Annotated in this window: 12 protein-coding genes; all 12 read left to right on the top strand. The window is 74.9% G+C overall.

The window, feature by feature from the left end; genetic code table 11:
- The first annotated feature begins 398 nt into the window (after nucleotides 1-398).
- The 12 genes from IR158_RS00655 (at nucleotide 399) to IR158_RS00600 (ending at nucleotide 13,294) form a co-directional block, all read left to right on the top strand.
- A complete protein-coding gene (locus IR158_RS00655; RefSeq protein ID WP_291808141.1) occupies nucleotides 399-1,262 on the top strand; it encodes a hypothetical protein in 864 nt (287 codons plus the stop codon).
- Nucleotides 1,259-2,272 (top strand): HAD-IIA family hydrolase, encoded by a 1,014-nt coding sequence (locus IR158_RS00650; RefSeq protein ID WP_291808138.1) that lies wholly within the window; start codon nucleotides 1,259-1,261, stop codon nucleotides 2,270-2,272. Before IR158_RS00655 ends, IR158_RS00650 begins: the two co-directional genes overlap by 4 nt.
- 113 nt (nucleotides 2,273-2,385) lie before the next feature.
- Nucleotides 2,386-2,646 carry a hypothetical protein gene (locus IR158_RS00645; protein ID WP_291808136.1) on the top strand — a complete coding sequence of 87 codons (261 nt, stop codon included), beginning with the start codon at nucleotides 2,386-2,388 and terminating at the stop codon, nucleotides 2,644-2,646.
- A gap of 8 nt (nucleotides 2,647-2,654) precedes the next feature.
- Complete coding sequence (locus IR158_RS00640) at nucleotides 2,655-3,491, top strand: TlyA family RNA methyltransferase (RefSeq protein WP_366928393.1); 837 nt, start codon at nucleotides 2,655-2,657, stop codon at nucleotides 3,489-3,491.
- Nucleotides 3,488-4,357 carry an NAD kinase gene (locus IR158_RS00635; protein WP_291808132.1) on the top strand — a complete coding sequence of 290 codons (870 nt, stop codon included), beginning with the start codon at nucleotides 3,488-3,490 and terminating at the stop codon, nucleotides 4,355-4,357. The genes IR158_RS00640 and IR158_RS00635 overlap by 4 nt, the downstream gene beginning before the upstream one ends.
- The gene (gene recN, locus IR158_RS00630) at nucleotides 4,354-6,090 is read left to right on the top strand and encodes a DNA repair protein RecN (RefSeq protein WP_291808130.1); all 1,737 of its coding nucleotides are present in this window, start codon (nucleotides 4,354-4,356) and stop codon (nucleotides 6,088-6,090) included. Before IR158_RS00635 ends, recN begins: the two co-directional genes overlap by 4 nt.
- 6 nt (nucleotides 6,091-6,096) lie before the next feature.
- Nucleotides 6,097-7,284 (top strand): putative cytokinetic ring protein SteA, encoded by a 1,188-nt coding sequence (steA, locus tag IR158_RS00625; RefSeq protein ID WP_291808128.1) that lies wholly within the window; start codon nucleotides 6,097-6,099, stop codon nucleotides 7,282-7,284.
- Between the two features lie 70 nt (nucleotides 7,285-7,354).
- A complete protein-coding gene (locus IR158_RS00620; RefSeq protein ID WP_291808125.1) occupies nucleotides 7,355-8,425 on the top strand; it encodes a copper transporter in 1,071 nt (356 codons plus the stop codon).
- Complete coding sequence (locus tag IR158_RS00615) at nucleotides 8,422-9,294, top strand: hypothetical protein (RefSeq protein ID WP_291808123.1); 873 nt, start codon at nucleotides 8,422-8,424, stop codon at nucleotides 9,292-9,294. Before IR158_RS00620 ends, IR158_RS00615 begins: the two co-directional genes overlap by 4 nt.
- Nucleotides 9,291-10,940: a lipid II flippase MurJ gene (locus IR158_RS00610; protein WP_291808120.1), complete on the top strand. Its 1,650-nt coding sequence runs from the start codon at nucleotides 9,291-9,293 to the stop codon at nucleotides 10,938-10,940. Before IR158_RS00615 ends, IR158_RS00610 begins: the two co-directional genes overlap by 4 nt.
- Nucleotides 10,941-11,024: 84 nt before the next feature.
- The gene (locus IR158_RS00605; RefSeq protein WP_291808118.1) at nucleotides 11,025-12,689 is read left to right on the top strand and encodes a CTP synthase; all 1,665 of its coding nucleotides are present in this window, start codon (nucleotides 11,025-11,027) and stop codon (nucleotides 12,687-12,689) included.
- On the top strand, nucleotides 12,686-13,294 hold the full coding sequence (locus IR158_RS00600; protein ID WP_291808116.1) for an NUDIX hydrolase: 609 nt from the start codon (nucleotides 12,686-12,688) through the stop codon (nucleotides 13,292-13,294). The genes IR158_RS00605 and IR158_RS00600 overlap by 4 nt, the downstream gene beginning before the upstream one ends.
- The last annotated feature ends 22 nt before the right edge of the window (nucleotides 13,295-13,316 follow it).

Below are 13,316 nucleotides of genomic sequence, written 5' to 3'. Positions count from 1 at the left end.
ACCGCGACGGTGGCCGTCCTGCCAGTGGCGGTGGCTCGTACCGGGACGGTGGACGTCCGCCGGGCGCCGGTGACCGTCCTTCCGGTGGCGGCTCCTACCGTGACGGTGGCGGGCGACCCGCGTCCTCGGGCTCGTCGTACCGCGATGCCGGCCGTCCGGAGCGCGGCGGCGCCGGTCGGTCGGAGCGTCCCGGCAGCGGGCCCCGTCGCGACGGCGGGCGGGCCGGTGCGGGAACCGCACGCCCGTCCGGCGACGGCGGGCGGCCGGCGTGGGGGAGCGCCGACCGGACGTCCGGTCCAGGTGCCCGTCCGGAGCGCGCGGGCGCGCACCGTCCGGAGCACGAGGGCGGGACCGACACGTACCGCGACGACCGCGAGACGCGTGTCCCGGACCCTGCGGTGCCTGACGACGTGACGTTCTCCCTGCTGGACCGTGACGTGCGCGGACGCCTGCGCACGCTCAGCAAGGACAACGCCGAGCGCGTCGGTCGCCATCTGGTGATGGTCGGCCGTCTGCTGGACGAGGACGCCGAGGCGGCGTACGAGCACGCGCAGGCTGCCGTCCGCCGGGCCGGACGCGTCGACGTGGTGCGTGAGGCCGCGGGTCTCGCGGCGTATCGCACGGGTCGCTACGCGGAGGCACTCCGTGAGCTGCGCACCGTGCGACGGCTCAACGGCTCGTCCGAGCACCTGCCGATCATGGCCGACGCCGAGCGTGGTCTCGGGCGACCCGAGCGGGCGATCGCGCTCTCGCAGGAGCCGGAGGCGGCGACCCTCGACCCCGAGGGCCAGATCGAGCTGGCGATCGTGGTCAGCGGTGCCCGTCTGGACCTCGGCCAGCCGGAGGCAGCCCTCGCGGCGCTGTCCGGTCCGGTCGTCAAGGGGGCTCGTGGGCTCGTCGCGGCGCGGGTCGCGCAGGCGCGTGCTGCTGCGCTCGAGGCGGCAGGGCGGACCGACGAGGCGACGGTCGAGCTCGCTGCGTACTCGCAGGACGAGCTCGACGAGGCGGCGGGCAACCCGCCCGAGCACGAGGACGTCGTCGTCTACGACCTCACGGAGGACGAGGACGGTGAGACCGCCGACGACGCGGACCCGACAGAGGACGTCGACAGCGACGACGAGGCTCCCGACGAGCGCCCCGGCGCAGCGAACGACGGACCCGACACGGCGCACGACGGCACCGCGTCGGACGCCGAGCGCGCCGCGTCGGACTCCGCAGCCTCGGACTCCGAGGATGCGGCGTCGGACGAGGAAGCTCAGTGAGCGCAGCCGGGCTGCTGGGCAGCGACGAGCCTCTCGCGACGCGGTACGACCTGGCGCTGGTCGACCTGGACGGCGTCGCCTACCGCGGGCACGACCCGATCGACGGCGCCGCCGAGGGCCTGGCGGGTGCCCGGGCGGCGGGCATGCGGCTGGTCTTCGTCACCAACAACGCGTCACGGGAACCGGAGGCGGTCGCCGAGCAGCTGAGCGGCCTCGACATCCCGACGCAGGCCGCTGAGGTGATGACGGCGGCACAGGCCGCGGCGGAGCTGCTGGCGACGCGGGTCCCTGCGGGGGAGCCCGTGCTGGTCGTCGGCGGCGCCGGTCTGCACACGGCGGTCCGGGCCAAGGGGTACCGGGTCGTGGCGTCTGCGGACGACGCGCCGGTCGCGGTCGTCCAGGGGTACGCGGCCGAGGTCGGGTGGCCACAGCTCGCGGAGGCGGCCTACGCCGTCCAGCGCGGGGCCTGGCACGTCGCGTCGAACCTCGACCTGAGCCTGCCGACCGCCCGGGGCTTCGCTCCTGGCAACGGTGCGCTGGTCGGGGCGGTGCGCGCTGCCACGGGCGTCGAGCCGGCGAGCGCCGGCAAGCCGTCGCCCACCATGTACCGGCTGGCCGTGGACCGTGCGGGCGCGGCGCGCCCTCTGGTCGTCGGTGACCGCCTGGACACCGACCTGGCGGGCGCACGCGCCGGTGACATCCCCGGACTGCACGTCCTGACGGGTGTCAGCACCGCGCGCGACGCGGTGCTCGCGCTTCCCGGCGAGCGGCCGCACTACCTCGGGCAGGACCTGCGGGCGCTGCTCGTGCCGCACCCGCTCCCCGTGCTCGACGGCGGGTGGTGGACGTGCCGCGGCGCTGCCGCGCGCGTCGCCGCCGGTGTGCTCGAGCTCCGGGGCGAGCCCGCCGATCCGGTCGACCTCGTCCGTGCCGCCTGCGCGGCCGCGTGGGACGCGGTCGACCTGGGTGACGGCCCGGAACCGGCGACGGTGCCCGAGCTGCTGCGTTGACGCGGGTGCCCGCCTGTGGGTGGCGCACCGCCCACGTCGCCGGTGACAGGTAGCGTGGACGCGCGCCGGTCCGGCGTGGACGCACGATGCACAGGTCGAAGGAAGGACGTGACGTGAGCGAGCCCGAGCGGAGCACCGACCAGGTCGGTGCGGTTCCGACGTCCGACGTCGCGCGGCCGCTCCCGTCCGACCGGCGCGTCGGCGAGCAGGTGCCCGCGTCCGGCGACGACGCGCCGCTGACCGGCGACGACGCGGTGGACGAGGCGCTGCGGCGCCTGAGCGGGGTCGAGCTCGCGGACCTGCGGACGCAGGTCGCCACGTTCGAGGACGTGCACGGCGCGCTGCAGGCCCGGCTGGCGGACGCCGAGGGATGACGGCCACGATGACGACTGCCCGGCTCGACTCCGAGCTCGTGCGGCGCGGTCTGGCACGGTCGCGCCGGCACGCCGCCGACCTGCTCGCCGCCGGACGGGTGCACGTGGACGGTGCGGCCGTGCGCAGGCCCGCGACCCAGGTCGACGAGACCCAGGACCTCCACGTCGACAACGCACCTGACGACCTCGGGTACGCGTCCCGGGCCGCGCACAAGCTGGCGGACGCGCTCGACGCGTACGGTGCCTCGGGGCCCCCGGTGGCCGGCAGCACCTGTCTCGACGCCGGAGCGAGCACGGGTGGCTTCACCGACGTGCTGCTGCGGCGCGGCGCGGCGCGCGTCGTCGCGGTCGACGTGGGTCACGGGCAGCTCGTCGCCCGCCTGCGGGACGATCCGCGCGTCGAGGTGCGTGAGCACGTCAACGTCCGCGACCTGCGCGCGGGCGACGTGGTCCCGGTCCCCGACCTCGTCGTCGCCGACCTGTCGTTCATCTCCTTGACCCTCGTCCTGGAGCCGCTGATCGCCGTCTCGCGCCCTGGCGCCGACCTCCTGCTGCTGGTCAAGCCGCAGTTCGAGGTGGGGCGTGAGCGCCTCGGGGCGGACGGTGTGGTGCGTGACCCCGCCCTGTGGCAGGCGGCGCTCACCGGGGTGTGCGACCGCGCGACGGCGCTGGGTGCCACGGTGCGCGACGTGCGTCCCAGCACGCTGCCCGGCACGCACGGCAACGTCGAGTTCGTGCTGTGGGCGCTGGCGCCGGGCGCGGTGCCGGTGGCCCAGCGCCTCGATGTCGGCGCAGTGGTGGCGGCCGCCGTCCGTGACGCCGCACCCGGCGGGAGGGTCCGATGACGCGGCGCGCGCTGGTCGTCCGGCACAGCGGGCGGCCCGAGGCTCTCGACGCCACGGAGGCGGTGCTGCGCGCGCTGCGCGACGCGGGCGTCGAGACCGTGACGGCGTCGCAGGAGACGACACCCGACGAGCTGCCGCCGTTCGAGCTGGCGGTCGTGCTCGGTGGTGACGGCACGATCCTGCGGGCGGCGGAGCTCACGCGTGGCACCGACGTGCCCCTGCTGGGGGTCAACCTCGGGCACGTCGGGTTCCTCGCCGAGATCGAGCCGGCCGACGTCGCGACGGCCGTGCGACGGCTGGCGGACGGCGACTACGACGTCGAGGAGCGTTCCACCCTCGACGTCCGCGTCATCGACTCCGACGGGTCGGTGCGCGAGTGCTGGGCCCTGAACGAGGCCGCGCTCGAGAAGTCGGACCCCGCACGCATGATCGAGGTCGTCATCGAGGTCGACGGCCGCCCGCTGTCGTCGTTCGGCTGCGACGGTCTGGTCGCAGCGTCGGCGACGGGGTCCACGGCGCACGCGTTCTCCGCCGGCGGTCCCGTGGTGTGGCCGGACGTGCGCGGCATGGTCCTGGTGCCGCTCGCGGCGCACACGCTGTTCGCACGGCCGCTCGTCATGGGCCCGAGCAGCGTCCTCGCCGTGGAGATCCTCGAGCGCTCGCCGTCGACCGCCGTGGTGACGTGCGACGGCCGCCGGCAGGTCCCGGTCGCACGTGGCACCCGGATCGAGGTGAGCGTCAGCGACGTCCCCGTGCGTTTCGCGCGGCTCAACCCGGCGCCCTTCACCACCCGGCTGGTGCAGAAGTTCGACCTGCCGGTCGTCGGCTGGCGCGGCGCGCACCGGGACGAGGAGGGCGCGCGGTGATCGACGAGATCAGGATCGACGACCTCGGTGTCATCGGCCGGGCGCACGTCCGGCTGGGCTCCGGCCTGACGGTCCTCACGGGCGAGACCGGCGCCGGCAAGACGATGGTCCTCACGGCGCTCGGCCTGCTGCTGGGTGGACGCGCCGACCCGGCGACGGTGCGGACCGGCGCGACGGGTGCGGCCGTCGAGGGCCGGGTGCTGCTCGCGCCCGGTTCACCGGCGCTCGAGCGCGCCCGCGACGCCGGTGCCGAGGTGGACGACGACGGCACGCTCGTCGTGCTGCGGACCGTCAGCGCAGGCACGCCCGACTCACCGGGTCGCTCGCGCGCGTACCTCGGTGGCCGGTCCGTCCCGCAGGGCCTGCTGGCGGAGATCGCCGAGGAGCTCGTCACCGTGCACGGTCAGGCCGACCAGATGCGGCTGCGCTCGGCGGCGCGGCAGCGTGCCGCACTCGACGCCTTCGCGGGACCCGAGCACGCCGCCGTGCTCGCGGAGCACGCGACGACCTGGTCGGAGCGCGCACGCGTCCAGGCCGAGCTCGACGACCGCGTCGCACGGGCACGCGAACGTGCCCGCGAGGCCGAGCTGCTCCGGCTCGGCCTGGCCGAGGTCGAACGGGTCGCACCCCAGCCGGGCGAGGACCTGCAGCTCGCCGCAGAGGCCGAGCGGCTCGGCAACGCCGAGGACCTGCGCTCGGCGGCCGCCGGCGCGCACGTCGCACTGGTGGGTGACGAGGACGCGGCCGACGTCGGCGCGGCGGCGGTCGTGCTCGTCGAGGAGGCGCGCCGGTCGCTCGAGCAGGCCGGGCACCATGACCGGGCGCTCGCGGACCTCGCCGTCCGCGCAGCCGAGGCGGGGTACCTGCTGGCGGACCTCGCGACCGAGCTGTCCTCCTACGTGCAGGACCTGCAGGCGGACCCCGCGCGGCTCGACGCCGTGCAGCGGCGCCGCGCCGAGCTGACCGGTCTGACGCGCAGCTACGGCGAGGACGTCGCGGCGGTGCTCGAGTGGGCGCAGGGCGCGTCCGACCGTCTGCTCGACCTCGACGGGGGCGAGGAGCGCGTCGCAGAGCTCACGGCCAGGCGCGATGCGCTCGACGACCGGCTGCGGTCGCTGGCCGGCACGATCACCGCCACCCGCACCGACGCGGCCGCCCGCCTCGGGGCGGCCGTCACCGAGGAGCTCGCCCACCTCGCCATGGCGGGCGCGCACCTCGAGGTGGTCGTGCGTCCCGCCGACGAGCCGGGCCCCCACGGTGCCGACAGCGTCGAGATGCTCCTCGTCCCGCACGCCGGCGCACCCGCGCGCCCGCTCGGCAAGGGGGCGTCCGGCGGTGAGCTGTCGCGCGTGATGCTCGCGCTCGAGGTCGCGCTGGCCACCGCCGAGGGCTCGGGCGCGGCGACACCCGGCACCTTCGTGTTCGACGAGGTCGACGCCGGCGTCGGCGGGCGGGCCGCCACCCAGGTCGGGGAGCGGCTCGCGCGTCTGGCGCGCGGCACCCAGGTCCTGGTCGTCACGCACCTGGCCCAGGTCGCCGCGTGCGCCGACCGGCACCTGGTCGTCACGAAGTCCGTCGCGGGCGGTGTGGACGTCGTCACGGAGTCCGACGTGCGCGAGGTCCGGGGCGAGGACCGGGTCCGTGAGCTCGCCCGGATGCTGTCCGGCCAGGACGACTCGGTGACGGCTCGTGCCCATGCGGCAGAGCTGTTGGCCCAGTCCGTGGGACGATGAGCCCCGATGAGAGTCTCCCTGCGCCGCCGCACGCCCGCGACAGATGACGCCGAGGTCGTCGGGCCCGCCCGTGTCGACCCCCGGACCAAAGGCCTGACGAAGCGGTTGAAGCCCGGCGACATCGCTGTGATCGACCACCTCGACCTCGACCGTGTCTCGGCCGAGGCGCTCGTGGCGTGCCGGCCGGCTGCCGTCCTCAACGCCGCTCGGTCGACGTCGGGCAGGTACCCGAACCTGGGTCCCGAGATCCTCGTCGACGCCGGGATCCCCCTCGTCGACGACCTGGGACCCGACGTCATGGGGCTCACCGAGGGCCACGTGCTGCGCGTGGTCGACGGTGCGGTCTTCGCCGGTGACAAGCTCGTCGCCGAGGGTGTCGCCCAGACGGCCGAGAGCGTCGCCGCGACGATGGCGGAGGCCCGCGAAGGTCTGTCGGTCCAGCTCGAGTCGTTCGCCGCGAACACGATGGACTACCTGCGGCGCGAGCGCGAGCTGCTCCTGGACGGTGTCGGGGTGCCGGACATCGACACCCGGATCGAGGGGCGTCAGGTCCTCATCGTCGTGCGCGGGTACCACTACAAGGAGGACCTGGTCACGCTGCGCCCGTACATCCGGGAGTACCGACCGGTGCTCATCGGTGTGGACGGCGGAGCGGACGCGATCCTCGACGCGGGGTGGCGCCCCGACATGATCGTCGGGGACATGGACTCGGTCTCCGACCGTGCGTTGCGCTGCGGTGCGGAGGTCGTCGTCCACGCCTACCGGGACGGACGTGCGCCGGGCATCGCGCGCGTCGAGCAGCTCGGGGTCCCGCACGTCGTGTTCCCGGCGACGGGCACGAGCGAGGACGTCGCGATGCTGCTGGCGGACGACAAGGGCGCCGAGCTCATCGTCGCCGTCGGCACGCACGCCACGCTCGTCGAGTTCCTCGACAAGGGGCGCTCCGGGATGGCCAGCACGTTCCTCACCCGGCTGCGGGTCGGCGGCAAGCTCGTCGACGCCAAGGGCGTGTCGCAGCTGTACCAGCACCGGATCTCGAACCTGCAGCTCACCCTGCTCGTCCTCGCGGGCCTGTTCGCCCTGGGCGTGGCGCTCGCCTCCACGGCTGCGGGACAGACCCTGTTCGGCCTCGTCGGCGCACGCGTCGACGACCTCGTCTCCTGGGTGGGCGCGCTGTTCGGCGGGTCGCCGTGACCGGCGCAGCCTTCCCCCTGTTCGCACGTCCCGCCGCGACACGTCGCGCACCCGACCGAGGGCTCACCCCGTGATCGACTTCCGCTACCACATCGTCTCCCTCATCTCCGTCTTCCTCGCGCTCGCCGTCGGCATCTCCCTGGGCGCGGGGCCGCTGAAGGAGACCATCGGCGACACCTTGACGGGGCAGGTCGAGGGCCTGCGTGCCGAGAAGGAGGACCTGCGCGCGCAGCTCGACGAGACCGGAGGTGACCTCGCGGCCGCCGACGCGTTCGTGTCGGCGGCGGGGGAGCGGCTGCTCGTGGGCACGCTGACAGATCGGCGGGTGGCGCTGGTGCTGCTCGACGAGGTCCCCGAGGACCAGGTCGCCGCCCTCACCGAGCGGCTCGCCCAGGCAGGCGCGAGCGTGTCGGCGACGGCGACCGTCAACGACACCTGGACGGACCCGGCGCTGGCCACGTACCGCCGCACGCTCGCGGGCACGCTCGTGTCCTACCTCGACCGGCCGCCCGCGGCCGACGCCGGGACCGAGGCCGAGCTGGCCGAGGCACTGGTCGCCGGGCTGGTCGGCGCGGACCCGGCCGCGCCCAACGCGTTGTCGGAGAACGCGTCGTCGCTCCTCGACGTCCTCGCGGAGGGGGACCAGGCCCTCGTCACCTTCGCGCAGGACGTGACGCGGCCCGCCGACGCGATCGTCGTGGTCTCGGGCACGTCGGAGGAGCCCGCGGACGAGACGGCGACGGCCGGACCCGACCCTGACGGCTTCGCCCCGCAGCTCGCCCTCGTCGGTGCGGCCGAGCGGCTCTCCGCAGGGGTCGTCGTCACCGGCGCCTCGCGGTCCGGCGACGACCTCGTGGCTGCGGTGCGCGGCGACGACGCGCTCGCCGACGTCGTCACGACGGTCGTCGACTCCGCGACCGTCACCGGGCAGGTCACCGTCCCCCTCGCCCTGGCCGCCGACATCGGCGGGCGCCCGGGGAGCTACGGGTACGGCGACGACCGCGCCGCACTGCCACCCGCCGTGCAGCTCCCACCGGTCGACCGCAACCCGACGGTCCCGGACGCCGCCGCGGGCGACGTGCCCGACGCCACGCAGGGCGAGACGCCCGGCGGTGAGGTGCAGCCCGGCGGTGACGGGTGAGCGGCCGGCGGCGGGTCCTGGCCGCCGTGGTCGCCGGCATCGCCACGGCAGCAGCACGGGGCGGGCTGGACTGGCAGCCTCCGGGCGGCGCGGCGACGTGGACGCGCACGAACCACCGCGGGGAGCCCGTGAGCCTGCTGGAGGGGCCCGCCGTGACGGCGGGGGTCCTCGCAGGCGTCCTGGTGGGCGGCGGCGCGCGCGCGACCGCCGCGACGGTCGTCGCGGTCGTCGGCGGCGGAGCGTTCGGCCTCGTCGACGACCTCCGGGAGGACTCCGGCACCCGGACGAAAGGTCTGCGTGGGCACTTGGGAGCCCTCGCACGCGGGCACCTCACCACCGGCGGGCTCAAGGTCCTCGGGATCGGTGCCAGTGCGCTCGTCGCCGCGGCCCTCGCGCCGCCCGCGGGCGGGCCCGCGTCACGGCCCGTCGCCCGAGCGGCCGACACGCTCGCGTCCGCAGCGCTCGTCGCGGGCACCGCCAACCTCTTCAACCTCCTGGACCTGCGCCCCGGACGCGCTCTCAAGGCTGCGTCCCTCGTCGCCGCACCCCTGGTGGGCACGGCAGGTGGCACAGCAGCCGCTGCGGTCCTGGGCGCCGCGTCGACGGCCGTCGAGGCCGACCTGGCCGAGAGCGACATGCTGGGCGACTCCGGTGCGAACGCCCTGGGTGCCGCGCTAGGAACGGCGCTCGTGCTGGGGACGTCCCGGCCCGTGCGGCTGGGCGCGCTCGCGGTCGTCGTGGGTCTGACCCTGGTGAGCGAACGGGTCAGCTTCACCCGGGTCATCGAGAGCACACCTGTGCTGCGTGAGATCGACGCGTGGGGACGGCGCCCGGCGGCGGCCCAGGCGGGCGCGGACGCGACGACGTGACCAGCGTCGGCGTGCGGCGCGGGGTGCAGGGGCTCCTCGGCGCGGCGGCGATGATCGCCGCCATCACCGTGCTGTCGCGGCTGCTCGGCCTGGTCCGGGTGCTGGTGCAGGGGTACAACGTGGGCGCCGGCGACATCGCCAACGCGTACAACTCCGCCAACATGCTGCCGAACATCCTCTTCGAGACCGCGGCCGGCGGCGCCCTGGCCGGAGCCGTCATCCCGCTGCTCGCGGCGCCCGTCGCCGCCATGGACCGCGAGCGGGTCGGCAGGATCGCCTCGGCGGCGCTGGGCTGGACGCTCATGGTGCTGCTCCCGCTCGGGCTGCTGCTCGCGGCGGCTGCGGGTCCGATCGGCGCGTTCCTCGGCAAGGGCGATCCCGCGGTGGCCGCCATGGCGCGGTACTTCGTCCTGGTGTTCTCGCTGCAGGTGCCGATGTACGGCATCGCGGTCCTGCTGTACGCCGTGCTGCAGGCGCACCGTCGGTTCTTCTGGCCGGCGTTCGCCCCGGTGCTCAACTCCGCCGTGGTGATCGTCGCCTACGCGGTGTACGGCTCGATGGCACGGGGGGAGACGTCGTCGCCGGCGGAGCTCACGGCCGGCGCGCTGGAGGTGCTCGCCTGGGGGACCACCGCCGGCGTCGCGGCCATGCTGCTACCGGTGGTGCGGCCGGTGCGGCGCCTCGGGGTCCGCCTGCGTCCCACGCTGCACTTCCCGGCCGACAGCGGCGGGCGGTTCCGCGCGCTCGCGCTCGCGGGGATCGGGTCCGTCGCAGCACAGCAGCTCTCGGCAGCGGTCGTGCTGCTGCTGGCGAACCAGCGACTGCCCGGCGACTTCGAGGGATACACGACGTACCTGTACGCCCAGCAGGTCTACCTGCTGCCGTACGCGGTGCTGGTCGTCCCGCTCGCGACGTCGACGTTCCCGCGGATCGCCACCTACGCGGCCGCGGCGGACACCGTGCGCCTGGCGCGCGTGTCGGCCGTCACGACACGTGCGGTGCTGGCCGCCAGTGCGCTGGGGACCGCTGCCGTGCTCGCGGGTGGACCTGCCCTGGCCCGCGTGTTCGCGTGGCTCGCCGAGAAGGACGACCTCGCCGCACAGGCGGCCGTCGCCGGGGGGATGACGTCCACCCTGACGGCGATGGCCCCCGGTGTCCTCGGCCTGGCCGTCGTCTTCCACGTGTCGCGCACCCTCTACGCCGTGGAGCGCTCCCGCGTCGCCATCGCGGTCAACGCGGTGGCCTGGAGCGCCGTGACGGTGGCGACCCTCGTCACCGTCCTGACGGTGCCGCCGGGTTCCGTCGTGTTCGCCCGGCTCGGACTGGGCACCACGGTCGGCATGACCGTCGGTGGTGCCGTGGCACTCGCGGTGCTGGCCCGCACGCTCGGGACGCCGGCGCTGGCGGGCCTCACCCGGACCGTCGTGGTCGTGCTCGCGGGCGCGGCGTCCGGAGCGCTGCTCGGGCGGCTCGTGGCCGACAGCGTCCTCGAGGTCGTGGGGGACGACGCCCTCACCGCGGTGGCCGCGGCCGCCGGCGGTGCGGTCGTCGCGGCCGGGGTCGTCGCCTGCGCGGTCGCGCTCCTGGATCGGTCGACCCTGGTGGGCGTGCTGCGCGCGGAGAGCTCGCCCGCCGTCCCGCGCTGACGTGGGCACGTGAGGTGACTCGCACGACGACACGCCCCTGACCGACCGCGCCGGGCGCCGGGTCCGGTAGGGTGGAAGCCCGTGATGGAACGCGCGCATCGACTCGCCGGGCGGTCGGATTCTCTGACCCGGCACATCTTCGTCTCCGGGGGCGTCGCCTCCTCTCTGGGCAAGGGCCTGACGGCCTCCAGCCTCGGTCGGCTCCTGCGTTCGCGAGGCCTGCGGGTCACGATGCAGAAGCTCGACCCGTACCTCAACGTCGACCCGGGCACGATGAACCCCTTCCAGCACGGTGAGGTGTTCGTCACCGAGGACGGCGCCGAGACCGACCTGGACGTCGGCCACTACGAGCGGTTCCTCGACGTGGACCTGGTCGGCTCGGCCAACGTCACCACCGGCCAGGTGTACTCCAACGTCATCGCCAAGGAGCGGCGCGGGGAGTACCTCGGCGACACCGTCCAGGTGATCCCGCACATCACCGACGAGATCAAGGCGCGCATGCGCTCGCAGGCGTCCGACGACGTCGACGTGATCATCACGGAGATCGGCGGCACCGTCGGCGACATCGAGTCGCAGCCGTTCCTGGAGGCCGCGCGTCAGGTGCGCCACGACCTGGGCCGCGACAACGTGTTCTTCCTGCACGTGTCGCTGCTGCCGTACATCGGGCCGTCGGGTGAGCTCAAGACCAAGCCGACGCAGCACTCGGTCGCGGCGCTGCGCAGCATCGGCATCCAGCCTGACGCGATCGTCCTGCGCGCCGACCGTGAGGTCCCCGAGTCGATCAAGCGCAAGATCGCGCTGTTCTGCGACGTCGAGCTCGACTCGGTCGCGATCGCCCGGGACGCCCCGAGCATCTACGACATCCCGCGCGTGCTGCACTCCGAGGGTCTCGACGCGTTCGTCGTGCAGCGGCTCGGCCTGCCGTTCCGCGACGTCGAGTGGAGCGGCTGGGACGCCCTGCTCACGCGGGTGCACTCCCCGGCGCACGAGCTCGAGGTCGCGCTCGTCGGCAAGTACATCGACCTGCCCGACGCGTACCTCTCGGTGACCGAGGCGCTGCGTGCCGGCGGCTTCCACCACGACGCCCGGGTCACGATCCGCTGGGTCCCGTCCGACGACTGCCGCACGCCCGAGGGCGCGCAGGAGGCGCTCGGAGGCGTCGACGCGGTGCTCGTGCCCGGCGGGTTCGGCGTGCGCGGCATCGAGGGCAAGCTCGGCGCCCTTCGCTGGGCGCGGGAGCGCAAGGTGCCGACGCTCGGTCTGTGCCTGGGCCTGCAGTGCATGGTCATCGAGTACGCGCGCAACGTCGCCGGGCTCGACGGCGCGTCGTCGACCGAGTTCGACCCCGACACCACGTACCCCGTCATCGCGACGATGGAGGAGCAGCTCACGATCGTCGACGGTGCCGGGGACCTGGGCGGCACCATGCGGCTCGGGGCGTACGACGCCAAGCTCCTGCCCGGCTCGGTCGTGGCCGAGGTGTACGGCGCGGAGAAGGTCTCCGAGCGCCACCGCCACCGGTACGAGGTGAACAACGCCTACCGCGACAAGCTCGAGACCGCGGGCCTCGTGATCTCCGGGGTGTCGCCGGACCGGTCCCTGGTCGAGTTCGTCGAGCTGCCCCGCGAGGAGCACCCGTACTACGTCGCGACCCAGGCGCACCCGGAGTTCAAGTCGCGACCCACGCGCGCGCACCCGCTGTTCGCCGGGCTGATCGGCGCGGCGCTGGCGGCGCGGGCCGGCGCGTGAGCGACGACGTCCTCGTCGACGTCCCGCGTGAGCGGGACGTCGTGGAGCACCGGCTGCTGCACGACGGGCGGGTCTGGGACCTGGTGTCCGACACGGTGCGGCTCGACGACGGGGACGTCGTGCGGGAGTACGTCGACCACCCGGGGGCGGTCGCGGTGATCGCGCTCGACGACGACGACCGCGTGCTGCTGCTCTCGCAGTACCGCCACCCCGTGCGGCACGTCCTGTGGGAGCCGCCCGCGGGCCTGCTGGACGTGGAGAACGAGGACCTCGTCGCGGCGGCGGCGCGCGAGCTGGCCGAGGAGGCCGACCTCGTCGCGGGTCGGTGGTGGCGCCTCGTGGAGCTCTTCAGCTCGCCCGGCGGCTCCGACGAGCGCATCACGGTCTTCCTCGCGCGGGACCTGACCCCCGTGCCGGAGGCCGACCGCTACGTGCGTGGCGAGGAGGAGGCCGACATCGTGCCCGTGTGGGTGCCGCTCGACGACGCCCTCGCCGGTGTGATGGCCGGACGGCTGCACTGCCCGACGACGGTGACCGGCGTGCTGGCGGCCGCTGCTGCGCGCGCCGCCGGCTGGGCCGGGCTCGTGGAGGTCACGCCGTCGTAGGTTCGCGCAGGGCCCGGCGACG

Source organism: Cellulomonas sp. (assembly GCF_015234515.1).
Taxonomy (GTDB): Bacteria; Actinomycetota; Actinomycetes; order Actinomycetales; family Cellulomonadaceae; genus Cellulomonas.
Note: the sequence above shows the minus strand (reverse complement) of the source record. Positions and strands in the feature narration are given on the sequence as shown.